The 23832-nt window shown below is 71.5% G+C and carries 22 protein-coding genes; 15 read left to right on the top strand and 7 right to left on the bottom strand.

Annotation, left to right across the window (positions count from 1 at the left end):
• Nucleotides 1-69 precede the first annotated feature (69 nt).
• Nucleotides 70-2166, top strand: coding sequence for a carbohydrate porin (locus tag FF100_RS12085; RefSeq protein WP_139035949.1), 2097 nt, complete (start codon nucleotides 70-72; stop codon nucleotides 2164-2166).
• Nucleotides 2167-2176: 10 nt separating this feature from the next.
• Here the strand turns inward: FF100_RS12085 and FF100_RS12090 are convergent, their stop codons facing one another.
• On the bottom strand, nucleotides 2177-3190 hold the full coding sequence (locus FF100_RS12090) for a PAS domain-containing protein (RefSeq protein ID WP_139035950.1): 1014 nt from the start codon (nucleotides 3188-3190) through the stop codon (nucleotides 2177-2179).
• Nucleotides 3191-3453: 263 nt separating this feature from the next.
• Between FF100_RS12090 and FF100_RS12095 the strand changes: the two genes are divergently transcribed.
• Both FF100_RS12095 and FF100_RS12100 read left to right on the top strand, forming a co-directional pair.
• Entirely contained in the window at nucleotides 3454-4617 is a 1164-nt protein-coding gene (locus FF100_RS12095) for an acyl-CoA dehydrogenase family protein (protein WP_139035951.1), read from the top strand.
• Between the two features lie 52 nt (nucleotides 4618-4669).
• Entirely contained in the window at nucleotides 4670-5371 is a 702-nt protein-coding gene (locus tag FF100_RS12100; protein WP_139035952.1) for an alpha/beta fold hydrolase, read from the top strand.
• 4 nt (nucleotides 5372-5375) lie between these two features.
• On the opposite strand, the gene FF100_RS12105 is transcribed toward FF100_RS12100, so the two are convergent.
• Nucleotides 5376-6017 carry a glutathione S-transferase family protein gene (locus FF100_RS12105; protein ID WP_139035953.1) on the bottom strand — a complete coding sequence of 214 codons (642 nt, stop codon included), beginning with the start codon at nucleotides 6015-6017 and terminating at the stop codon, nucleotides 5376-5378.
• 94 nt (nucleotides 6018-6111) lie between these two features.
• Between FF100_RS12105 and FF100_RS37020 the strand changes: the two genes are divergently transcribed.
• On the top strand, nucleotides 6112-6303 hold the full coding sequence (locus tag FF100_RS37020) for a hypothetical protein (protein WP_171070134.1): 192 nt from the start codon (nucleotides 6112-6114) through the stop codon (nucleotides 6301-6303).
• 119 nt (nucleotides 6304-6422) lie between these two features.
• Here the strand turns inward: FF100_RS37020 and FF100_RS12115 are convergent, their stop codons facing one another.
• From FF100_RS12115 to FF100_RS38500, 4 genes are all read right to left on the bottom strand, one after another.
• Nucleotides 6423-7313, bottom strand: coding sequence for an NAD(P)H-hydrate dehydratase (locus tag FF100_RS12115; RefSeq protein WP_139035954.1), 891 nt, complete (start codon nucleotides 7311-7313; stop codon nucleotides 6423-6425).
• A complete protein-coding gene (locus tag FF100_RS12120; protein WP_139035955.1) occupies nucleotides 7310-8074 on the bottom strand; it encodes a histidine phosphatase family protein in 765 nt (254 codons plus the stop codon). Before FF100_RS12120 ends, FF100_RS12115 begins: the two co-directional genes overlap by 4 nt.
• A 188-nt stretch (nucleotides 8075-8262) precedes the next feature.
• On the bottom strand, nucleotides 8263-8673 hold the full coding sequence (locus tag FF100_RS12125) for a hypothetical protein (RefSeq protein WP_139035956.1): 411 nt from the start codon (nucleotides 8671-8673) through the stop codon (nucleotides 8263-8265).
• A gap of 458 nt (nucleotides 8674-9131) precedes the next feature.
• A complete protein-coding gene (locus tag FF100_RS38500) occupies nucleotides 9132-9665 on the bottom strand; it encodes a PIN domain-containing protein (protein ID WP_425463302.1) in 534 nt (177 codons plus the stop codon).
• Between the two features lie 356 nt (nucleotides 9666-10021).
• Here FF100_RS38500 and FF100_RS12140 point away from each other — a divergent pair, with 356 nt between their 5' ends.
• From FF100_RS12140 to FF100_RS12155, 4 genes are all read left to right on the top strand, one after another.
• On the top strand, nucleotides 10022-10525 hold the full coding sequence (locus FF100_RS12140) for a (2Fe-2S)-binding protein (RefSeq protein ID WP_425463306.1): 504 nt from the start codon (nucleotides 10022-10024) through the stop codon (nucleotides 10523-10525).
• Nucleotides 10522-14070: a molybdopterin cofactor-binding domain-containing protein gene (locus FF100_RS12145; protein ID WP_139035958.1), complete on the top strand. Its 3549-nt coding sequence runs from the start codon at nucleotides 10522-10524 to the stop codon at nucleotides 14068-14070. Before FF100_RS12140 ends, FF100_RS12145 begins: the two co-directional genes overlap by 4 nt.
• A 446-nt stretch (nucleotides 14071-14516) precedes the next feature.
• The gene (locus FF100_RS12150; RefSeq protein ID WP_139035959.1) at nucleotides 14517-15326 is read left to right on the top strand and encodes an FTR1 family iron permease; all 810 of its coding nucleotides are present in this window, start codon (nucleotides 14517-14519) and stop codon (nucleotides 15324-15326) included.
• Between the two features lie 95 nt (nucleotides 15327-15421).
• Complete coding sequence (locus tag FF100_RS12155; RefSeq protein WP_139035960.1) at nucleotides 15422-16069, top strand: glutathione S-transferase family protein; 648 nt, start codon at nucleotides 15422-15424, stop codon at nucleotides 16067-16069.
• A gap of 280 nt (nucleotides 16070-16349) precedes the next feature.
• Here FF100_RS12155 and FF100_RS12160 read toward each other — a convergent pair whose 3' ends face one another.
• Nucleotides 16350-16898, bottom strand: a complete 549-nt coding sequence (locus tag FF100_RS12160) for a DUF924 family protein (RefSeq protein WP_139035961.1) — start codon at nucleotides 16896-16898, stop codon at nucleotides 16350-16352.
• A 217-nt stretch (nucleotides 16899-17115) separates the two neighbouring features.
• Here FF100_RS12160 and ilvC point away from each other — a divergent pair, with 217 nt between their 5' ends.
• The 7 genes from ilvC (at nucleotide 17116) to FF100_RS37025 (ending at nucleotide 23832) form a co-directional block, all read left to right on the top strand.
• Nucleotides 17116-18135: a ketol-acid reductoisomerase gene (gene ilvC, locus FF100_RS12165; RefSeq protein WP_048425858.1), complete on the top strand. Its 1020-nt coding sequence runs from the start codon at nucleotides 17116-17118 to the stop codon at nucleotides 18133-18135.
• Nucleotides 18136-18648: 513 nt separating this feature from the next.
• Nucleotides 18649-20052, top strand: a complete 1404-nt coding sequence (locus tag FF100_RS12170) for an alpha/beta hydrolase (RefSeq protein WP_139035962.1) — start codon at nucleotides 18649-18651, stop codon at nucleotides 20050-20052.
• Nucleotides 20049-21602, top strand: coding sequence for a GMC family oxidoreductase (locus FF100_RS12175; protein WP_139035963.1), 1554 nt, complete (start codon nucleotides 20049-20051; stop codon nucleotides 21600-21602). Before FF100_RS12170 ends, FF100_RS12175 begins: the two co-directional genes overlap by 4 nt.
• On the top strand, nucleotides 21599-22477 hold the full coding sequence (locus FF100_RS12180; protein ID WP_139035964.1) for an SDR family oxidoreductase: 879 nt from the start codon (nucleotides 21599-21601) through the stop codon (nucleotides 22475-22477). The genes FF100_RS12175 and FF100_RS12180 overlap by 4 nt, the downstream gene beginning before the upstream one ends.
• 196 nt (nucleotides 22478-22673) lie before the next feature.
• Entirely contained in the window at nucleotides 22674-23228 is a 555-nt protein-coding gene (dps, locus tag FF100_RS12185) for a DNA starvation/stationary phase protection protein Dps (RefSeq protein ID WP_139035965.1), read from the top strand.
• Nucleotides 23229-23425: 197 nt separating this feature from the next.
• The gene (locus FF100_RS12190) at nucleotides 23426-23686 is read left to right on the top strand and encodes a hypothetical protein (RefSeq protein ID WP_139035966.1); all 261 of its coding nucleotides are present in this window, start codon (nucleotides 23426-23428) and stop codon (nucleotides 23684-23686) included.
• A gap of 2 nt (nucleotides 23687-23688) precedes the next feature.
• On the top strand, nucleotides 23689-23832 hold the full coding sequence (locus FF100_RS37025; protein ID WP_171070135.1) for a hypothetical protein: 144 nt from the start codon (nucleotides 23689-23691) through the stop codon (nucleotides 23830-23832).

Genomic DNA, 23832 nt, shown 5'->3' on the forward strand with positions numbered 1-23832 from the left:
AAGCGTGACCGGTTGCCAGGAATATAGCAATGGCTATACCTGGCACCGGAACGGGACGGGGGCGCGGCGATGCGGCGGACGGGCGGAGCGGGTTTCGGGGTGGCTTTGGGCCTGTGCGCCAGCGTGGCGGCGGCGGCAGACCTGCGGGCCCCTGCCCCTGCCGCCCCGGCCGCACCCTCCTACACCGACTGGTCCGGGCCGTATCTCGGGATCGAGGGCAGCGCCGGTGCCTCGTTCGGCAATTACCGGTTCGGGCCGAGCACCGTCGGCGGCCAGGCGATCCCGGCCTTCCAGAGCGGCGATTCGACGAGGCGCTCGGATGCCGGCCGCACCGCCACAACGGCGGTCGGCGGGCTGTTCGGCGGCTACAACTGGCAGACCGGCCCGTATCTCTACGGGCTGGAGGCCGACCTCTACGGCGCCAACCTCAAGCGGCCGGTGCCCTCGACGGCCACCGGCTTCGGCTACGAGGATGTCGATCCGCCCTTCAGCGTGATCCGCGGCAAGACCGACCTCTACGGTGCCCTGCGGGGCCGCCTCGGCTACTCGTTCGAGAGCACCCTCGTCTACGCCACCTTCGGGCTTGCCGGCGCCAATGCCCGGGTGCTCGCGACCTATCCCGAACTCGCCACGGGCGCGGTGGCGACCGCCAGGAAGGATCTGTCGTTCCTCGGCTTCACCCTCGGGGCCGGCGTGCAATACGCCATCACCCCGAACCTCGCGCTCGGCCTCGACTACCGCTACATCGACCTCGGCCGCTCCGGCCGGTTCGATCTCGGCGCCGTGCCGGGCCTCGGCCCGGTCTCGACGCAGGCCGCCTTCTCGTCGCACCAGATGATGGCGCGGCTGTCCTGGTACCCCTACGGCCTGACCCTGCCGGCGGAGGTGGCGGAGGACGCGCCGGCGAGCCGCGACACCGGCCGCTACTCCTTCCACGGCCAGACCACCTTCGTGAACCAGGGCGTGCCCGGCTTCCGCGCGCCCTATCGCGGCGAGAACAGCCTGGTGCCGCACCAGGCCCAGGCCACCACCACCGCGACGCTGTTCCTCGGCGTGAAGCTGACCGACAGCACCGAGCTCTACTACAACCCGGAATTCTCTCAGGGATTCGGCCTGTCGCGCACGCTCGGCGTCGCCGGCTTCGTCAACGGCGAGGCGCAGAAGGCCGGCGCCCCGTTCCCGAAGCTGCGCTCCAACCGCTACTTCGTGCGCCAGACCTTCGGCCTCGGCGGCGCCACCGAGGACGTGCCCGACGGCGTCAACCAGGTGGCGATGACCCGCGACGTCGAGCGGATCACGGTGGTGGCCGGCAAGTTCGCGCTCGGCGACTTCTTCGACGGCAACGTCTACGCCCACGACCCGCGGGTCGACTTCATGAACTGGTCGATCTGGGGCTCCTCGGCCTGGGACTTCCCGGCCAACCTTCCCGGATTCACGCAAGGCGTGATGGCGGAATACAACCGGGCGGACTTCGCTCTCCGGGCCGCCTACACCCAGGTGCCGAAGCAGCCCTCGAACGACGTGCTCGACCCGCGGGTCTTCGAGCGCGCCGGCACCAACATCGAGTTCGAGGAGCGCCACGTCCTCCCGGGCCTCGAGCAGCCGGGCAAGCTGCGCATCGGCCTGTTCAGCAACGTCGGCAACACCGCCAATTACCGCCAGGTCGTCGCGCTGACTCAGGGCGGGATCTACGACGACATCAACGACGCGGCCTCCGCGACGCGCCGGCCCCGGCGCAAGACCGGCGCCTACATCAACCTGGAACAGGCGCTGACGCCGGATCTCGGCCTGTTCGCCCGGGCCAGCGTCTCGGACGGCCGCAACGAGAGCCTGTCCTTCACCGACATCGACCGCTCGCTCTCGGGCGGGCTCTCGCTCAAGGGCACCGCCTGGGAGCGGCCGGCCGACACGGTCGGCATCGGCGCGGCGATCAACGGCCTGTCGCCGTCGCACCGCGCCTTCTTCGCCAATGGCGGCCTCGGGCTGCTGATCGGCGACGGGCGGCTCAACTACGCCCCCGAGCGCGCCCTCGAGACCTACTACGCCCTCAGCCTGACCAAGGCGGTGACGCTGTCGCTCAACTACCAGCTGGTGGTGAACCCGGCCTATAACCGCGACCGCGGACCGGCGAACTTCTTCGGCACCCGCCTGCACGCCGATTTCTGAGGCGGCGGCCTCACGTGCGCGCCACCGCCACCCCGCCGTCGTCGAGGAGGATGAAGCGGATGCCGGCGTGGCGCAGGGCCCCGATCGCCTGGTGGCGCGAGCGGTGGGTGGCCGAGCCCTCTCCCTCCTCCAGGCGCCGCACCGTCGAGAGCGACAGGCCGCTCGCCTGCGCCAGATCCGTCATCGACCAGTCGAGCAGCGCCCGGGCGGCGCGGAGGTGGTGGCCGTCGACCGCCTGCTCCAGCCCCTGGCGCAGGTCCGCCATCGGGAAGGCGCCGAGGGCCGCCGGATAGACCAGGCTGCTGCGCTCCACCAACCGATCACATTCGTCTCGGACCGGGACCGACACGATCCGGTAGCGCTCGGGCTCCCGGTTGCGATGGCGGACCAGAGGCATGCCCTGAAAGACCTGGAAGAGGCCACGCTGCGCGGCGCTGTCGCGGAAGGCCGAGCGCTCGTCCGGCACGACGTCGGCGAAGGGGTCGGCATTGACCTCCGCGAGAGGGCGCCCGGTGAGCTGCGCCGCTTCGGGCGGGAAATCGAAGCTCTGGTCGAGGCCGACGCGCACGAACAACATCCGTCTCTGCGCGAACCATGCGCTGCGCCGGCGCAGGTCGGCCTGGCGCAAGCGCAGCAAGGCGCTCGGGTCGGTCACGTCGAGGGCGATGCCGGCCGCTGCCCGCGGGCGGCCATCCGGGGTCAGGTGCAGCTCGGTGCGCAGGGCCAGAACCCGCAGGGTCCCGTCCGGCCGCATCACCCGGGCCCGCTGCTCGGGCAGGGCGTAGCCCTGAGCCAGGTCGGCGGCGCTCGCCAGGGTGAGCCGGTCGTCGGGATGGACGAGGCTGGCGAGCAGGTCGTAGCTCGGCCGCGTGCGCGCCGGGTCGAGCCCGAGCAGGCGGTACAGGCCTGGCGACCAGGTCTGCAGGTCGGAGGCGAAGACCCAGCCCCAGGTCCCGGTGAGCCCGACCTCCTCGATCAGCCGCAGGAAATCGGCGGGTGCGAAGCTCAGGTCGGCCGCACGCATAAGATCACGAACCCCTCTTCCTGCGCGCCGCACCGCGACGGCCGGGGGAGTACAGGCTCACCGCTCCGCGGCGCAAGAACTTACCGTAAAACTCAACGGCAGGGGCCGACGGTCCGCGTCGGCGGAAAGCGTCGACAGGCCACGCCCTCGAAGGCTCGCGAGACCCGACACAAGTCGCCGCGAACGATGTAGCGTCGCGCCCGAACGGACAAGAGCCGCGACATCCCCGAGGGGACCCGCGGCCGGATGGATGGAGACGCCCGATGACCGAGACCGACAGCCTCCGGCACCCCGAGATCCGCGAGGAGGTCGCCAAGCTGTGCGCCCGCTTCCCCAACGAGTACTGGCGCCGGCTCGACGCCGACCGCGCCTATCCGACGGCGTTCGTCAACGCGCTCACCGAATCCGGCTACCTCTCGGTGCTGATCCCGGAGGAATATGGCGGCTCCGGCCTGCCGCTCTCGGCGGCGGCGGCGATCCTCGAGGAGGTGCAGCGCTCGGGCTGCAACGGCGCCGCCTGCCACGCCCAGATGTACACGATGGGCACCGTGCTGCGCCACGGCACCCAGGCCCAGAAGGAGCGCTACCTGCCGGAGATCGCGGCCGGGCGCCTGCGGCTCCAGGCCTTCGGCGTCACCGAGCCGACGAGCGGCACCGACACCACGGCGCTCCGCACCACCGCGCGCCGCGAGGGCGACCGGTTCATCGTCAACGGCCAGAAGATCTGGACCAGCCGGGCCGAGCATTCCGACCTGATGCTGCTGCTCGCCCGCACCACGCCCCGCGACCAGGTGGCGAAGAAGACCGACGGGCTCTCGACCTTCATCGTCGACATGCGCGAGGTGCTCGGCCGCGGCCTGACCATCCGGCCGATCCGCACGATGATGAACCACAATTCCTGTGAGGTCTTCTTCGACAACATGGAGGTACCGGCCGAGAACCTGGTCGGCGAGGAGGGCAAGGGGTTCCGCTACATCCTGTCGGGCATGAACGCCGAGCGGCTCCTGATCGCCGCCGAGTGCGTCGGCGACGCCAAGTGGTTCATCGCCAAGGCGTCCGGATATGCCAGTGAGCGCCAGGTGTTCGGCCGGCCGATCGGCCAGAACCAGGGCATCCAGTTCCCGATCGCCAAGGCCTACGCCAACATGCGCGCCGCCGAGCTGATGGTGCAGGAGGGCTTGCGCCTCTACGAGTCCGGCGCCAATCCCGGCGCGGAGGCCAACATGGCCAAGATGCTCGCCGCCGACGCCTCGTTCGAGGCGGCCAATGCCTGCATCCAGACCTTCGGCGGCTTCGGGTTCGCGGAGGAGTACGACGTCGAGCGCAAGTTCCGCGAGACCCGGCTCTACCAGGTGGCGCCGATCTCGACCAACCTGATCCTGTCCTACATCGCCGAGCACGTGCTCGGCATGCCGCGCTCCTACTGAGGAGTGTCGCCGCCCCTGGCGCCGGGTCCGCGATCCGGCCATAGGGGCGGTCATGACGACCGATCTCGCCCCGCTGCTGTTCCTGCCCGGGCTGCTCAACGATGCGGTCCTGTGGCGCGCCGCCATCGACGCGCTCGCCGACCGGACCGCCGCCGCGGTGGCGGACCTGACCCTCGACGACAGCGTCGCCGCGATGGCGCGCCGGGCGCTCGTCGTCGCACCGCCGCGCTTCGGGCTCGTCGCCCTGTCGATGGGGGGCTACGTCGCCTTCGAGATCCTGCGCCAGGCCCCCGAGCGGGTGACCCGGCTTGCCCTGTTCGACACCGCCGCCGCGCCGGAGGACCCGGGCCGGGCTGCGACGCGCCGCCAGGGCATGGACCAGCTCAAGGTCGGCCGCTTCGCCGGCGTCACCACCCGTCTGCTGCCGAAGCTCGTCCACGCCTCGCACGTGGACGGGCCGGTGGGCGAGGCGGTGAAGGCGATGGCCGAACGGGTCGGCGACGCCGCCTTCCTGCGCCAGCAGCGGGCGATCCTCGACCGGGCCGACAGCCGGCCGACGCTGTCCGCGATCCGGGTGCCGACCCTGGTGGCGGTGGGCGCGGACGACCAGCTGACGCCGCCGGCTCTCGCCCGCGAGATCCACGACGGCATCGCTGGTTCGCGCTTCGAGGTTCTGCCGGAATGCGGCCACCTGCCGCCGCTGGAGCGGCCGGACGCGACCGCCGCGCTGCTGCGGGACTGGCTGACGCTGTGAGGCGTCAGGTCAGCATCGGCGCGAGATCGGGATCGCCCTTCGCCATGGCGCGGCGATAGGCCGGGCGCTCGCCGATGCGCCGCAGGTAGGCGCGGATGTTGGGAGTGGGCGCGAGGTCGATGGGCTGGAACAGCCGCATCGTGGTGAGCGAGAACACGCTCATGATGTCGGCCGCCGTGAAGTCATCGCCCGCGAGGTACGGTACCTCGCCGAGCCGCGCCTCGATGAGCGCCATCACCCGGTCGAGGCGCCCCTGCACCGCGACCTGGACCGGATGGTCGGGGGAGAGCCCGACGCGGTTCACGATCATCAGCCGGCCGACGACCGGCTGGAGGTTCCCGTTGGCGAAGTGGAACCAGTACAGGAAGGCGGCATAAGCGGGATGCTCGGGCCCGGGCCGCAGGCGGCCGCCGCCGTGCCGGGCGATGACGTACTCGACGATCGCGGCGGATTCGGCCAGCACGAGGCCGTCATCCTCGATGACCGGCGCGGCGCCGAGCGGGTGCAGCGCCCGCAACTCCGGCGGCGCCAGGATCGTCTCTGGGTCGCGCCGGTAGCGGACGAGGTCGTAGGGGATCCCGAGTTCCTCGCACAGCCAGAGGATGCGCTCGGATTGCGAATGGCCGAGGTGGTGGATCGTCAGCATGGGGCCTCCCTCGTCCTCGCGCTTGCCGCCGGTCTCCGCGCGACCGGCCTTGCAGGGGGTCGCTCAGCGGTTCCCCACTGCCGGCCCACCCGCCGTGCCGCCGGTCCCCGGCGGGCCCGCGGTCGGGCTGCCGCCGATCCACACGCCCGGCGTGGTGCCGGGCACGGAATTGCTGCTCGGATTGCCCGGGAGATTGGTCGTCGGGCGCGAGGCGGGCGGCTTCGTCCCGGTGCCGGGACCCGGCGCGCCGACGGCGTCGCTCGGCGGCGGTACCCGGGCGGTCTGAGCCTGGGCAGTCCCGAGGAGGCCGAGGGTGAAAGTAAGGGCGACCGCGATCCTGATCATCATGATGTCCGTGCGGATGAGAGCACGCATCAACTGCGGGACAGAGCCGAAGTTCACGGCTCAGATCGCGCCCTCCGCCACGTCCCGCATCAGTCCCGGCACCTCGCCGGGCAGCTCACGGGCGAGGAACCCGATCGGCCCGCAGCTCTCGCCCAGCCGCCGCCCCGCCTCGCCGTGCAGGAACACGCCCCAGGCCGCGGCCTCGGCGGGCGTCGTGCCGCGGGCGAGCAGTCCGACGATGATCCCGGCCAGCACGTCGCCCGATCCCGAGGTGGCGAGGCCGGCGCCGCCGCCCGCGTAGTGCCAAGTCTCGCCCGCCGGATCGACGATCCAGGTCTCGGCGCCCTTCATCACCACGACGGCGCCGAGTTGGTCGGCGGCCTGCCGCGCCGCACCGAGGGGATCGGCCTCGACGGCGTCGCGCTCGCAGCCGAGGCAGCGCGCCATCTCGCCGGCATGCGGCGTGAGCACCACCCGGCCCGCCCGCGCCCGGACGAGGTCGCCGTTCTCGCACAACCCGTCGATGCTCGCCGCGTCGAGCAGGAAGGGCGCCTCGGCCGGGCCGGCGAGCAGCGCCGCGGTGAGCGCCTTGGTCGGCTCGCCCGACGCCATGCCGGCGCCGATCAGCACCGCGGCGGCGCGCTCGGTGCGCGGCAGCAGCACCGCGGCGGCTCGGCCGTGGTCGACATGACCATCGTCGCCCTCCGGCAGCCGCACCACCAGGGCCTCCGGCACCGCGAGCGCGGCGTGCGGCGCCGTACCGGCGGCGATCGACATCTGCAATTTGCCGGCGCCGGCCCGCAAGGCCGCGGTGCCGGCCAGGATCGCGGCGCCCGGCACCTCGACCGAGCCGGCGATGACGAGGGCGCTGCCCCGCGCCTCCTTGCTGCCGCCGGCCGGATCCGGCAGCGGCCGGCCGCGCAGGGCCCCGGCATCGATCTCGATCGTCATCGCGCAGCTCCCGTGGCGTCGGGCTCGGCCGTCACCGGGGCGCCGGCCTGCGTCAGCGGCGCCACGAAATTGTAGCGTTGCAGCACCAGCTTGCCGCTGCTGCCCCGATGGGGATCGAAGGCGTATTCGGTGACCGAGCAATTGGCGACGTCGCCCTCCCGGTCGATGGACAGGATCTCGTCCTCGGTCATGCCCTCGAGGAGGTAGCGCAGGCAGAGCACCACGACCTGATGCCCGACCACCAGCACCCGCCGGCCGCCGTAATGCAGCGAGATGGTGTCGAGGGCGCTGCGCAGGCGCAGGATCACGTCGCACCAGCTCTCGCCGCCCGGCGGCCGGTGGTAGAACTTGCCGAGCAGCCGCCGCAGCTCGGCCTGCTCGGGATGGAGCTGGACGATGCCCTCGCGGGTCAGGCGGTCGAGGATGCCGAACTCCTTCTCGCGCAGGCGCTCGTCGGTGACGTCGTCGAGCAGCGGGTCGGCGACGCCGCCGGCCTCGCGGATCAGCCGCGCGGTGGATTCGGCCCGGAGGTAGGGCGAGGTCAGCACCACGTCGGGCCGCTCGGAGGCCGGCATCTCCGAGAACCAGCGCCCGACCGCCCTGGCCTGGCGCTCGCCGAGCGGGCTCAGGGGCACGTCGACGTCGCGCTCGTTGATGTCGATATGGGTGTGCCCCGCCGCCTGGGCGGCGTCTCGTGCCACGTTGCCGGCGCTCTCGCCGTGCCGCACGATCCAGATCCGGTCCGGCCAGCGCTGCTGCATCGTTCGCCCCTCACGTCGATCGAGGAGCTAGCGGAGGCCGCGCGCTCAGCAAGCGCCGCGGTCGTGCGGCGTTTCGGTGCCGTGTCATCGGCGCGGGCCTTGCCCGGCGACGCGATGCCCCTCCGGGGAGGGACACCTCCGGGAGCCGCATGCAAACATCGCCCGGCGCGATCGGGCCCGGAGCCGGGTCAGGATGCGAGGTCGGTCCCCTCCCCGACGGCGAGACTCGTCTCGTCGCACAGGCAGATCTCGGCGTAAGGCGGTTCGGCGCCGGTGCCGGCCCCGGCCTCGGACGGATCGCCCGACCAGTGCGCGGCCCGGTCGCCGAACAGGCTGGTGCCGTCGATCAGGTCGGCCGCGAGCGCCGGCGCGGTCGTCCCGTCCGAGGCCTCGTCCACCGGATCGGCCCCGTCGCCGGCCTCCTGCCCGGCCGGCGGGCCGAGGATCAGCGCCTGGTCGGCGGCCCCGTCCGGGCCGTCATAGGGGACGATCTCGCCGGAGGTCGGGCCGGCGGGCTGCGTCTCGAGCGGTCGCTCCGGAACCGTCCTGCCCCCCGTCTCGGAGGCGGACGACCCGTCATGCATGGTCGGCCGGAACATGCTGACGGGGGCGGATACGGGGGGCGTCGTGTCGCCGGCGGCCGAAGCGCCGCCGGACGCGCCGGTCTCGGATGGCCCGGATCCGCCTTCCGGCGTACCGCCAAGGGGGGTATCTTCGGACAAAGTATCCTCCAAATCGATGTTGACTGATTTCTTTTTTAGAAACTTACAGCGATTTAAACTTAAATCATTAACATATTTAAGTTGCGCGATGACGGGCGATTGACTTTCCTTTAAAGTATAAACCATAAAATGATTTGCAGCGACGTGACGAACGGACTACGGCGCAAAACCAGGCCGGGGCGGCACCGTGCCGACGCTGTCGAGGACCGCCCGGTCCGGTGGTGTCGCGGCGGCGAGGCGGCCCGTCCATCGTTCGTCTGACTCGCCCGGTCGGCGGGATACTCTTCCGGCTTCCCGACGATCGGCGCGCACATCGAGGACGCGGCCGCTCCTCATCACGACATGGGCTCGATGTGGCCGTCGAAGACGGCATCGGCCGACACGAGCGGAACCCGGCGATGCTGCGCCGTTGCGGCGAGGAGACGATCGAACGGATCGCGGTCAGCCCAGGCCATCGTACCGGCCGTGATGCAGATCTCGGGGTCGAGCCTGGCGATCACCCCACCCTGCTCGTCGAGAAGCACAGGCCGTCGCAGGACATAGGGGTCCATCTCGGGCCATGTCCCGATACGGACCGTCTGCGCGATCTCGAAGAAGCCGACAGGACTGACGAGGATTGATCCGCCGACGCGATCTCGGCGACAGCCCTGCCGGACGAGCGCTCGCGACTGGTCAGGCTCCAGGCCCAGGCATGCGTGTCCAGCAGAACCGGCCTCACTGGCATCTTCCCAAAGATCGAGTTCATCGTCCGGCAGAGGCTCGAAGAAGTCGGGGCCGCTCCCCACCCGTCCCTCGAGCAGGCCGATCCTGAACGGCCGCCGGGCGATCGGAACGAGGCGTACGACCGGCTTGCTGCCTCTGGCGATCACGATCTCCCCCCCCGTTGAGGGCAGCCTCGATCAGCGTCGAGAGATGGGTGTTCGCCGCGTGGATGGTCACTTTGTTTCATGCCGGCTCCCCTGGCCAGCACCATGCCCTCATCGACCATCGATCCTAGCCAAGTTCGCGGCTGAAGGGCTGGAAGCGTTTCACCACGCGCCGTCTGGCCAAGCTCTTGCAAGCCAAGCTCTTGCAAGCCGGACGATCGGCGGGCAGGCCGGTTCCGGATGGGCCGGAAATCTGTGAGAACGAGCGGCAACCGGCGACGACCGGGCGAGGGGCAGGACAACAGCGCATGCAGGACGAGCGGCGGCCGGTCGCCGAAAATCCCCGCCCGGATCCCCGCCTGGCGCCGGTCCGGCACGGATTGACCGTCAACGGCCGGAGCGTGACGGTGGAGGCGGCGCCCGGCACCCGTCTGCTCTACGTGCTGCGCAACGACCTCGCGCTGAACGGCCCGAAATACGGCTGCGGCCTCGGCCAGTGCGGCAGCTGCACGGTACTGGTCGACGGGCGGGCGCTGCGCTCCTGCGCGATCCCGGTGCGCGCCGCGGTCGGGCGGCGGATCACGACGCTGGAGGGTCTGGCCGAGGGCGGGCGGCTGCATCCGGTGCAGGAGGCCTTCATCGCCGAGAACGCGGCGCAATGCGGTTACTGCCTCAACGGGATGATCATGACGAGCGTGGCCCTGCTCGCCGCCCATCCCGATCCGAGCGAGGCGGAGATCCGCTCCGGCCTCCAGGGCAATCTGTGCCGCTGCGGCACCCATGTCGAGATCCTGCGGGCGGTGCGCGCCGCCGCGTCGCGGCTGCGCGAGGCACGGACCGGCTCCGACGGAGACGACGCATGACCGTTCACCCCGCCGAACGCCGCCGGCACTGGCAGGAGGCGCACGACCTGCTGCTCGTCTACCGCGAGACGAAGGGCCGGCCGCCCCGCCTCGGCGACGCGCCGGGCGCCGCCCTGGCCGCGGGGCCGCAGCGCGCGCTCTACCTGGCGGTGGACAGCGACGGCCGGGTCACCGCCTTCAACGGCCACGTCGATCTCGGCACCGGCATCCGCACGGCGCTCGCCCAGATCGTCGCCGAGGAGCTCGACGTGCCGTTCGATCGCGTCGCGATGGAACTCGGCAGCACGGCGACCACCCCCGACCAGGGCGGCACCATCGCCAGCGAGACGATCCAGATCGCCGCAGAGCCCCTGCGTCAGGCCGCTGCCACCGCCCGCCGCCACCTGGTCGAGGCCGCCTCGCGCCGGCTCAACCGCGGCCTGGCGGAGCTCGTCGTCGAGGCCGGCACGGTGCGGGTCGCGGCCGAGCCGGATCTCGGCGTCGCTTACGGCGATCTCGTCAGGGGCCCGCGCGTCGAGCTGGATCTGGATCCCGACGCACCCCTGAAGGCGAGTGCGGATTACGCGATCGTCGGCCGGCCGGTGCCGCGGGTCGACATTCCGCTCAAGGCCACCGGTGCCTGGACCTACGTCCACGACGTGCGGGTGCCCGGCATGGTGCATGGCCGCGTGGTGCGGCCGCCCGCCCCGGGGGTCGATTCCGTCCTTGGTGGCCTGCTGCTCCGGGTGGACGAGGCCTCGGTCGCCCACATCCCCGGTCTCGTCGCGGTGGTGGTCGAGGGCGACTTCGTCGGCGTCGTCGCCGAGCGCGAGGAGAACGCCGCGGAGGCCGCCCGCTGCCTCGCGGCGACCTGGCGCTCCTTCGACGGGCTGCCCGACCTCAACCGGCCGGAGGCGGCGCTCCGCGGCAATCCCGCCAAGGCCCGCCGGCTCCTCGACGAGGGCGACGTCGAGCGGGCACTCGCCCACGCGACGGCGCGGCTCGACCGGACCTATGTCTGGCCCTACCAGATGCACGGCTCGATCGGCCCGTCCTGCGCCGTCGCGGCGTTCGAGGACGGCAACCTCGTGGTGTGGTCGGGCACCCAGAACCCGCACGTCCTGCAGAGCGACCTCGCGCTTTTGCTCGACCTTCCGGAAGCGCGGATCGCGATCGAGCGCCACGAGGCGGCGGGCTGCTACGGCCGCAACTGCGCCGACGACGTCGCGGCCGACGCGGCGCTGCTCGCCCGGGCGGTGGGGCGGCCGGTGCGGGTCCAGCTCACCCGCGAGCAGGAGCATGCCTGGGAGCCGAAGGGGGCGGCGCAGGTGATGGACGTGCGCGGCGGCCTCGACGCGGAGGGCGGCCCGGCGGCCTACGATTTCGAGACCCGCTACCCCTCGAACGGCGCCCCGACCCTGGCGCTGATCCTCACCGGCAAGGTCGCGGCCGCGCCGGCCGTCTACCCGATGGGCGACCGCACGGCGGTGCCTCCCTACGCCTTCGGCAACGCCCGGGTGACGGTGCACGACATGCCGCCGATCGCCCGCGCCTCCTGGCTGCGCGGCGTCTCGGCCCTGCCCAACACCTTCGCGCACGAATCCTATATCGACGAGCTCGCCATCGCGGCCGGCATCGACCCGATCGAATACCGCCTGCGCTACTTGGATGATCCCCGCGCCGCCGACCTCGTGCGCGCGGTCGCCGAGCGGGCGGCCTGGGTGCCGCACACCAAGCCCGGCACGCATGGCGGCGCCAGGGACATCCTGTACGGCCGGGGCTTCGCCTACGCGGTCTACGTCCATGGGCCGTTTCCCGGCAAGGCCGCCGCCTGGGCCGCCTGGGTGGCCGATGTCGCGGTCAACCGCGTCACCGGCGAGGTCGCGGTGACCCGGGTGGTGGTGGGCCAGGATTCCGGCCTGATGATCAACCCGGACGGGGTCCGCCACCAGATCCACGGCAACGTCATCCAGTCGACGAGCCGGGTGCTCAAGGAATCGGTCGGCTTCGACGCCACCGGGGTGACGAGCCGGGAATGGGGCAGCTACCCGATCCTCGCCTTCCCGCAGGTGCCCGAAATCGACGTGCTGATGCTGCCGCGCCAGGACCAGCCGCCGCTGGGCGCCGGCGAATCGGCCTCGGTGCCGAGCGCCGCGGCGATCACCAACGCGCTGTTCGATGCCACCGGCATCCGCTTCCGCGAGTTGCCGCTCACCGCCGAGGCGGTGCGCGCCGCCCTCAACCCGCCCCGGATCGCCGGGCCCGACGCCCCGCCGCGCCGCCGCCGCGGGTTCCTCGCAGGGCTGTTGGGCGCCGGAGCCGGCGCGCTGGCGCTCGCGACCACGCTGATGCCCTGGCGCCCGGCCTATCCATCGATCGAGCGGCCGGACCCGGCGGCCTATTCCGCCGCCACCATCGTCCAGGGGCGCCTCGTCGCGGCGGCCGGCGCCTGCCTCGTCTGCCATGCCGGGCCGGACCGCGCCTCCTTCGCCGGCGGGCGCGGGATCGAGACGCCGTTCGGCACCATCTACGCCTCGAACATCACGCCGGATCCGGTCGCCGGCATCGGCGCGTGGTCCTACCCGGCCTTCGCCCGGGCGATGCGGGAGGGCGTGTCGCGGGACGGGCATCACCTCTACCCGGCCCATCCCTATCCGAGCTTCTCAGGCATCGCCGAGCGCGACCTGCAGGCGCTCTACGCCTACCTGATGGCGCAAGGCCCGGTGGCGGCGCCGGCGCCCGCGACGGCGCTCCGCTTCCCGTTCAACGTCCGGCCGCTGATGGCGGACTGGAACGCCCTGTTCCACCGCCCGGCCGCGATCGTGGATCCGGCCCGGAGCCCGGACTGGAACCGCGGCGCCTACCTGGTCGAGGCCCTCGGCCATTGCGGCGCCTGCCACAGCCCGCGCAACGCGCTCGGGGCCGAGCGGCGCGGCGCGGCCCGCCTCGCCGGCGGCTTCGCCGACGGCTGGGAGGCCCCGGCCCTGACCGGCCTGTCCCGCGCGCCCCTGCCCTGGACCGAGGACGATCTCTTCGCCTATCTGCGCTCCGGCCGGTCGGCCCGCCACGGCAGCGCCGCCGGCCCGATGGCCGACGTGGTCGCCTCACTGGGCCCGCTGCCGGATACCGATATCCGCGCCATGGCGGTCTACCTCGCGAGCCTCGCCGGACCGGTGCCGGCACCCCGGCCCGAGAGCGCCGCCGCGGTCGCGCCACCGGGGGCGTCGTCGCTGTTCCAGGGCGCCTGCGCCGCCTGCCACGAAGGCGGGGCCGGCGGCGACCTGGTGCCGCTCGGCCGCGTGACCTCGCTCCACAGCGCCCATCCGGACAACCTGATCCAGGCCGTCCTCAACGGCGTTCCGGCCGCGGCCGAGCGCTTCACCAACCCCGACCCGTCGGCGCCGCCCGCCGCGATGCCGGCCTTCCGGGACACGCTCACCGACGGCCAGGTGGCGGAGGTGGTGGCCTATGCCCGCGCCCGCTACGCGCCCGGCGCGCCGGCCTGGGACGGGCTGGAGGCGGCGGTGGCGCGGGTGCGGGCACTGAAGCCGCATGCGGGGTTGTGAGGCGGGGCGCCGGTTCGCTCGCGTGCCGGCTCCTTTCCTGTCGCGATGCCCGGCATGACCGAGGCGCACGACGTGGCGCGGACATCGATATCCCTCGGCGGCGTCCTCGGGTTCGACGACGCCGAGAACCCGGGCTTCCCGACCGCTGACGGCACAGAACGCGGCGGCCGGTGTTGCGCTCCATCCTGGACCGTCGGCGGTCATCGATCCCGGGCCCCGCCGGGCGAGCTCGGGATGACGCCGGGAGATCTGGACACAGCGGGGATTTTTGTAAGTATAAGACGCAGGGATACGCTCGGCCGCACAGCCATCCTTCCAGATTAGAATTATACAAAACAAAGGCGCGCCGTTTGAACGCGACTTCATCCTCGCCTAAGAGGGCGGCCATCAGAGGAATGACGGGCGGCGCGACGGCGCCCTGACGCACGCGCAACGAGGAGCACCCCATGGCCGATGGATCCACCTTCGCACAGGCCTTCACCATCCTGTTCCGCGAAGGGCTCGAGGCGCTGCTGGTGGTGGCGGCGCTCGCGGCGTTCCTGCGCCGGGCCGGCGCGGCGGAGCGCATCCGCCCGCTCTATGCCGGGGCCGGTCTCGCGGTGCTGGCGAGCTTCGCCATGGCCTGGGTGTTCGAGGCCTTCTTCGACGGCAACCACAACGACCTGATCGAGGCCGGCGTGATGCTGGTCGCCGCCGGCCTGATGTTCACGATGAGCGGCTGGCTGTTCATGCGCCAGGACCCCGCGGCCTGGAAAGCCGAGATCAACCGCATGGCCGAGCGGGCGATGAGCGCCGGCACGGTGCTGTCCCTCGCCGGCATCGCCTTCCTGGCGGTGTTCCGCGAGGGCGCCGAGACGGTGCTGTTCCTGCACGCCCTGGCCCGCACCGTCGGCGGCTTCGACGCCTCGCTGCTCGGCGGCCTCGTCACGGCGGCCATCGCCCTCGCGGTGGTGTTCGTGGCGATGCAGTGGCTGGCCCTGCGCCTGCCGCTGCGCCCGGTCTTCCTGCTCACCTCCGCGTTCCTGTTCGTGATGGGCCTGCGCCTCGTCGGGGCGGCGATCCAGGAGTTCCAGGAGCAGGTGATCGTGCCGGTGCACAATGACGGTGTGCCGGAATTCGTGACCGATCTCGGCTTCAACGGCAGCTGGGAAGCGCTCGGCGTGCAGGCCGCGATCGTGCTCTGCGCCATCGTCTGGGTCGTGACGCAGCGCGCCCGCCCGGTCGCCCCGGTGGCTCGCCCGCAAGTGTCCGCCTGAGGCAAGTGTCCGCCCGAGACCCTGCGCCCGGGGCGGTACCGCTCCGGGCGCGCTCTGCGCTAAGGACGAGGGGCGGCTTTGCCGGGAGGTCCTCCTTGTCCGACACCACCACGCTCTACTACTCCCCGGGCGCCTGCTCGCTGGCGCCCCACATCGCGCTGGAGGAGACCGGCGCACCGTTCGAGGCGGTGAAGATCGACTTTTCCACCGCCGAGCAGCGCGGCGGCCGTTACCTCGCCGTCAACCAGAAGGGCCGGGTGCCGGCTCTTGCGGAAGGCGAGTGGGTGCTGACCGAGAACCCGGCGATCCTGCGCTACATCGCGCGGTCGCATCCGCAGGCCGGCCTGTGGCCCGAGGACCCGCGCGAGGAAGCACGCTGCGCCGAGTGGCTGGCCTGGCTCTCCTCCACCATCCACCCCGCCTACGCCCATATCCGCCGGGCCGAGCGCTACGCCACCGACGAAGCGGCGATCGAGGACGTGAAGGCCAAGGGCCACGAGACCTGCGCCGACCTGTGGACCATGATCGAGGTCGGCCTGTCCCGCGGCGGCTGGGCGGCCGGCGAGCATTACAGCGTCGCCGATCCCTACCTGCTGGTGTTCTGGCACTGGGGCCGCGGCCAGGTGCTCGGCTACGACATGGCCCGCCAGTTCCCGTACTGGACCGACCATGCCCGCCGCATGGCCGAGCGCCCGGCCGTCCAGCGCGCCTTCGCCCGGGAGGGGCTGCCGCTGCCGGCGTGAGTCATGCGATCGCAGTGTGATTCGTTCGCATGAAAGGCAGAGCGCGTCTCCCCTCTCCCGTGTGGGAGAGGGGTTGGGGGTGAGGGTGGCACGCTTCGGTGCGAAGCGGTGAGCGTCGTGCCGGCAGCGGGGCGGTTCCGAATGATCAGGAGGCGCGCCACCCTGCGCGATCGCCCCTCCCCCTCTCCCACACCCGGCGGCGATACCAGGCACGCCCGGGATCGCCTGGAACGGGGAACCCGCGCTTTGGTTTCATGCGAACAGACCGGGCGAAATCCTGTCAGCCCCGGAACGCGCCATCGCCGGCGAGATACTCCCGCTCGGCCTCCGTTTCAGGGCGGCCGAGCACCGCGTTGCGGTGCGGGAAGCGTCCGAAGCGGTGGATCAGCTCGTGGTGCTCATGGGCCGCCTTCAGGTTCACCGGAATGCCGAGGGCGGTGAACAAGGCGACACTGCGCTCCTGGTGGCCGAGATCCTCGGCATGCATCAGCGGCATGTACAGGAAGGCGCGCAAGGTCGGCTCGATCGCCCGGTCGTGGCCGCGCGCGATCGCCCGCTCGGCGGCGGCGAGCGCCGCCGCGTCGGTGGCCCAGGCCCGGGGCGTGCCGCGAAAGAGGTTGCGGGGGAACTGGTCGAGCAGCAGCACCAAAGCGAGGGCGCCCTCGGGTGTCTCCTCCCAAACGGCGAGCTCGCCCCGCGCCGCCGCCTCGTGCAGCGGCAGATACGTTCGGCAGGCGATATCGAAGGCCGGATCGGCCTTGAACCAGCGGTCGAATCCGGCCTCGCGCCAGAACTCGACCAGTTCGGCGGGGGTTGCCCGTAGCGTCATGCCGGTTGCCTCGTGAGCGCCTGAATCGGTCCAGACGCGCACGAAACCTGGCAGGCCAGTGCGCGTCTGCGCGCACGGAACCTAGCTGTCATGTGCGCGTCCGCGCGCATACCCTATTCCCTGACGCGAATCACGCCGCTACAAGCCGCCCGTCGCACGGCCGCTCCAGCGCCCGGAGCGTTCGAAATTCTCGCCATCTGCACAAGGGGGAGCCGCCATGCGGGTCTATTACGATCGTGATGCCGACATCAATCTGATCAAGGGCAAGAAGGTCGTCATCGTCGGCTACGGCAGCCAGGGTCACGCCCACGCGCTGAACCTGCGCGACTCGGGCGTGAAGGACGTGGTGATCGCGCTCCGCAAGGGCTCGGCCAGCGCCAAGAAGGCCGAGGCCGAGGGCTTCACGGTCATGGAGGTCGCCGACGCCGCCAAGCAGGCCGACGTCGTCATGATGCTGACCCCGGACGAGCTGCAGGGCGAGATCTACCGCGACTCGCTCCAGGCCAACATGAAGCAGGGCGCCGCCCTCCTGTTCGCCCACGGCCTCAACGTCCACTTCAACCTGATCGAGCCGCGCGCCGACCTCGACGTGCTGATGGTCGCCCCGAAGGGCCCGGGCCACACCGTGCGCTCGGAGTACCTGCGCGGCGGCGGCGTGCCGACCCTGATCGCCATCGCCCAGGACGCCTCGGGCAACGCCCACGATCTCGGCCTGTCCTACGCCTCGGCCAATGGCGGCGGCCGCGCCGGCATCATCGAGACCACCTTCAAGGAAGAGTGCGAGACCGACCTGTTCGGTGAGCAGGTCGTGCTCTGCGGCGGCCTCGTCGAGCTGATCAAGGCCGGCTTCGAGACCCTGGTCGAGGGCGGCTACGCCCCCGAGATGGCGTATTTCGAGTGCCTCCACGAGGTGAAGCTGATCGTCGACCTCATCTACGAGGGCGGCATCGCCAACATGAACTACTCGATCTCGAACACCGCCGAGTACGGCGAGTACGTGACCGGCCCGCGCATCATCACGCCCGAGACCAAGGCCGAGATGAAGCGCGTCCTGACCGACATCCAGAACGGCACCTTCACCCGCAACTGGATGCTCGAGAACAAGGTCAACCAGACCTCGTTCAAGGCGACCCGCGCCCGCAACGCCGCCCACCCGATCGAGGAGGTCGGCGAGCGCCTCCGCGGCATGATGCCGTGGATCAAGGAGAAGGCCCTGGTCGACAAGGCCAAGAACTAATCGTTTCGGTGCCGCAGCCCCTCGGGCGGGCCGCGGCTCTCTGGCGGACGCCGCGCGGAACCCCCTTCCGCGCGGCGTTTCGCGTTTTGCGGGGATGCCCGGGCGGCGAGTGGAAGCGGCCGGGCCGCGTAGATCCGTGGGCGTCGCCGGCTGCCGCGGCGAGATCTGGCGGAAGCCGCGAGGCTCTTCCGGCCCAAGGCCCAGGATGAAGCCGCATGGCGAACCTTCACATTAAAGAAATTTAACATAGGTCAAACTGAGCGCCCGGGCCGCCGATGCTGCCGGACCGGCCGATCGACGGACCGGTAAAATCCCATCATCTCACCGTCGAGGGACGACGACTGGCAGTCGAGTCAAGGTTTAGTCCTGGCGGCGTCCGAATGGGGACCGCCCGTGAGGCCGTCGACCGGCCCGTGTGATACGTCAAAGACTCGACATATCATCCGGGGGTGCTGCAAGGCGCCGCGGGCAGGCCGCCGTTGACGCAGCGCAGCGTCGCGCGATCTCGCCGGCATGATTGACCAACCCGTCCTCTTCTGCCTGCACTATCTCGGAGGCAGCGCCCGCACGTGGCGCCCCCTCGCCGAGCGTCTCGGGCCTCACGCGCGCTGCGTCGGCATCGACCTGCCGGGCTTCGGCGACGAAGCTCACAAGCCGGGCGGCGACGTCGCCGCCATGGCCGACCACGTCGCCGCGCGCATCACCGCCGAGGCCCCGCCGGGGCCCTGGCTCATCGCCGGCAACAGCATGGGGGCGAAGGTCGCGCTGGTGCTCGCCCGGCGCCATGAGGACGGGGATCCGGCGCTCGCCGGCCTCGCCGGGCTGGTGCTGCTGGCGGGCTCGCCGCCCGCGCCCGAGCCGATGGCGGAGGAGCGCCGTCAGGCGATGATCGCCTGGATCGACGCCGATCCGGAGACCCGGCAGCGGGAGGCGGAGGGCTTCGTCTCGGGCAATGTCGGCGCGCCCCTCGACCCGGAGGACCACGCCTGCGCGGTCGAGGACGTGCTGCGGGCCAACCCGGACGCCTGGAAGGCCTGGCTCGCCGGCGGCGCCAACGAGGATTGGCGCGAGCGTATCGGCGTCCTGTCCATCCCTGCGCTGGTGGTGAGCGGGGCGGAGGACGGCGATCTCGGGCCGGAATCCCAGGCCGCGCTGACCTTGCCTCACCTCGCCCGCCAACGCCACGAGGTCGCCCCCGGCGCCGGCCACCTGCTGCCGCTGGAGCGGCCGGAGATGCTGGCGGCCTTGATCCTCGCCATGCTCACGGCCCCGCCGCGCGCCGCGCAGGCCCCGACCCTGCCGCCGGCCTTCGCCGCGCTGATGTCGTCCGATCGCGTCAATACCCGCCTGCGCAGCACCCTGCGCGAGCGGATGCGCGAGCCGGACGGGCCGTTCTGCCTCGGTACGGACGAACGCGCGACGCTCGCCGCCTGCCTCGACCGGGTGCTGCCGCAGACCGGTCCGGGACGGATCGACCTCGCCCGCCGCATCGACGCGCGGCTGGCGGGCGGCACCGGCGACGGCTGGCGCTTCGTCGCCCTGCCGCCGGACCCGAAGGCCTATGCCCGGGCCCTGCGCAGTCTCGACGGCGCGGCGCGGGAGGCCCATGGGCGCCCCTTCACGGCCCTCGGCGGGGCCGAGCAGGACGCCCTTCTCGACCGCGCGACCTCCGGCGACCTGCCGGAGGTCGCGGGCGGCCTGGATCCCGATCTGATGACCTGCTGGTTCGAGGAGCTGCGCGGCGAGGCGGTACGGACCTTCCTCGCCCATCCGGCCGGCCTCGCGGCGATCGGCTTCACCGGAATCGGGGCGGGCGGCGACGAGGCCGATGCCCTCCCCGGCTACCGTCTGACCTACCTGAACGAGCGCGAGGCCTGGGAGGCCCCGGTCCTCGAAGCCGCTGGAGACGCCCGATGAACCTCTCAGGACAGCGGCGCTACGGCACCGACGAGGTCGTCGACGTGGTGGTGGTCGGGACCGGAGCGGGCGGCGCGCCGCTCCTCGCCGAGCTGGCGGCAGCGGGCTTGAAGGTCGTGGCCCTGGAGGCCGGGCCGAATTTCGACCCCGCTGCTTATGGCTTCGACGAGACGCTCGCCGACGAGATCTACTGGACCGAGGAGCGCCTGAGCGGCGGCTCGACGCCGGAGGCCTTCGGCGCCAACAACAGCGGCACGGGGGTCGGCGGCTCGACCCTGCATTGGGGCGCCTTCGTGCCCCGGGCCGATCCCCGCGACTTCCGGCTGAACACGGAGAGCGGCGAGGGCTGCGACTGGCCGATCGACCACGCCGAACTGGTACCGTTCTACGACCGCGTCGAGGCCTTCATCGGCACGTCGGGCCCGACGCCGTATCCGTGGGACGAGGCCCGCCGCTTCCCGCTGCCGCCGGTCCTGCGCAACGGCCCGGCCCAGCTGATGGCCTCGGCCTGCGACCGGCTCGGCATCGCGGCGACCGACGCCCCGGCGGCGGTGGTCTCGCGCGACTTTACGGTCGATCCGTCGGTGCCGGAGCGCAAGGCCTGCATCAATTGCGGCTTCTGCCACCAGGGCTGCCGCACCCGCGCCAAGGCCAGCATGGACGTGACCTACCTGCCCCTGGCGGTCGCGCGCGGGGCCGAGATCCGCTCTGACGCCCGGATGCACGGGGTCGAGCGCGACAAGGCCGGGCGGATCACGGCGGTGATCTACCGCAGCGGCGGCCGCGACCACCGCCAGCTTTGCGCCCACCTGATCCTGTGCGCCGGCGCCGTCGAGACGCCGCGCCTCCTGCTCCATCTCGACCTCGCCACCGGCAGCGGCCAGGTCGGGCGGAACTATATCGGCCACGTCGCGACACAGGTCTGGGGCACCTTCGCCGACGAGGTCGGCATGAACCGGGGCTACCCGTCCTCGCTCATCACCGAGGATTTCACCCGGCCGAAGGGGGCCGACTTCGCCGGCGGCTACCTGGTGCAGAGCCTCGGCGTCGAGCCGCTGACCTGGGCCAATTCCGTCGCCCGCGGCCGCGGCCTGTGGGGCCGGGCGCTGACGGACTACCTGAAGCAGTACAACCGCGTCGCCGGCATCGGCATCAACGGCGAGACGCTGCCCTGCGACGCGAATGTCCTGACCCTGTCGGACGAGACCGACGCGCTCGGGATGCGCAAGGCGCAGATCGATTTCGGCTACGGCTCGAACGAGGACGCCCTCAACCGCCACGCCACGAAGCTGATGCGGGAGATCTGGGAGGCGGCCGGGGCCCAGGACGTCTGGGTGCTGGAGCGGGTCGCCCACACGCTCGGCACCTGCCGGATGGGACGGAACCCGGACGCCTCGGTGGTCGATGCCGTCGGGCGCAGCCACGAGGTCGAGAATCTGTGGATCTGCGACGGGTCGGTCTTCCCGAGCTCGCTCGCGGCGAATCCGGCTCTCACCATCATGGCGCTGTCCTTACGCACCGCAGGTGCGTTCCTGAAAGGCAACCGATGAGCGACGATCCCCGCACGGCCGGCCCCCGGCCGCCCTTCCCCGGCGCGCAGCAGCAGCCGCGCCCCGGCCTCACCGGCCCGATGGATCCGCCGCCCGATCACGGCGAGGGGTCCTACGTCGGCAAGGGCCTGCTCACCGACAGGATCGCGCTGATCACCGGGGGCGATTCCGGCATCGGCCGGGCGGTCGCCATCGCGTATGCCCGCGAGGGCGCGGATGTCGCGATCTCCTATCTCGAGTCGGAGGAGGAGGACGCGCAAGCGACGAAGACCTGGGTCGAGAAGGCCGGACGGCGCTGCCTGCTCCTGCCGGGCGACCTGCGCGACGAGGCGCATTGCCGGGCGATCGTCGCGAGGACCGCGGCGGAGTTCGGCCGCATCGACGTGCTCGTCAACAACGCGGCCGCCCAGGTGGTGAACGAGGGCCTCGACGACGTCACCGCCCACGACGTCGAGGGCTCGTTCCGCGCCAACGTCTTCGCGATGATCTACCTGTCGCAAGCGGCGGTGCCGCATATGCGGCCGGGCTCGGCGATCGTGAACTCGACGAGCCAGCAGGCCAAGGTCGCGGATGCCAGCATGCTGGTCTACGCCGCCACCAAGGGGGCGATCAGCACCCTGACCGTCGGGCTGTCGAACCTGCTGGCGCCGAAGGGCATCCGGGTCAATTGCGTCGCCCCCGGCCCGGTCTGGACCCCGATCCAGCCGATCGTGAAGAAGCCCGAGCAGATCGAGCAGCTCGGCGCCGACACGCCGCTGGGCCGGGCCGGCCAGCCGGCGGAGCTGGCCCCGGCCTACGTGCTCCTCGCCTCGCGGGAGGGCAGCTACATGACCGGCGCCCTGGTGCCGGTCACCGGCGGCCAGCCGATGCTCTGACGGAAGGTCAGGGTTTCGCCCGGCGGGGTGTCTGCCCGGGTACCCCGCCCTAGCTCCTCCATCATCGGACGGGCCCGATGCGGGACCGTCCCACCGCTCCGGCGAAAAGTCCGGGACGGATCACGAAACCCCTCCGCAGCATCGGAACGGCCGCCCCCCGGCCTCGTTGTTGCGGGAAATCCACGGAGTACTCGACATGGCGGATTCCCAGGGCAAGGCCGGTACGCCCCGCAGCCACCGCACCCGCAACAACACCGACTCGAACGCCAAGCGCGTCTCGATCGAGACCCTGAATGCCCGGCTCGCCGACGGCATCGACTTGGCGCTCGACGTGAAGCAGGCGCACTGGAACCTGAAGGGCCCGCAATTCATCGGCATCCACGAGATGCTCGACGGATTCCGTACCGAGCTCGACGATCTCAACGACAAGGTCGCGGAGCGGGCCGTGCAGCTCGGCGGCACGGCGCTCGGCACCGCCACGGTGGTGTCCGCCACCTCGAAGCTGACCCCCTACCCGACCGACGTCTACGCCATCGCCGACCACCTCTCGGCCCTGATCGACCGCTACGCGGCCTACGCCAACGCCGTGCGCGAGAACATCGACCAGACCGACGAGGCCGGCGACCCGGACACCGCCGACCTGTTCACCGAGGTGTCGCGCGCCGTCGACAAGCAGCTGTGGTTCCTCGAGGCCCACGTGCAGGAGCCGACCGGTGCGATGCGCGACGGCGACGGCAAGGGCGCGCGCTGAGGCGGGCTTTGGAGAGCAGGGGCTTGCGGTTGAGCCGGCCCTGGCTTTGAAATCAATATCGGTTCGCCCACGCTGAACACTCGAAGCGTGACCCGCCTCCCCCGCCCTGGGGGAGGCATTTTTTATGTGCGAGGACAGGTATCGACGGGGGAGGAACGGCCGGTTACGCTAGGTCATGGACCAGTGAGGCCGCCTGCGTGACCGAGGCCACGTCTGATGCAGCCGAGATTGCTGCGCGTCGCAAGCACGTCGCGAAGCGCCTGAACGAACATCTCAAGCTGTTGGCGGCCTACATGAATGCCATGGCGATCGCAGTCGCTGGCGCGGCCATCATCGTACCGTTGGTCAGCAGTCCGAATGCAGCCTTGGGTCGGTCGCACCTCTCTTGGTTCGCGGCCGCTCTCGCCTTACATTGCGTCGGTCACGTCGTGATCAGATTTCTGCCCCGGGAGGAGTGACGATGCCCTGGGACGCCACCCTCGCAATGCTCGGCTTCGCCCTGTTCATCTCGGTAACGGGCATCACCGGTGCTTGGTACGCCGTCTACCGCTTCGAGCGGAAATACGGTCAGGCGGGGCGCACCGGCACCCCGCCCGCCGCGTAG

Origin of the sequence: Methylobacterium terricola (assembly GCF_006151805.1) — a bacterium.
Taxonomy (GTDB): domain Bacteria; phylum Pseudomonadota; class Alphaproteobacteria; order Rhizobiales; family Beijerinckiaceae; genus Methylobacterium; species Methylobacterium terricola.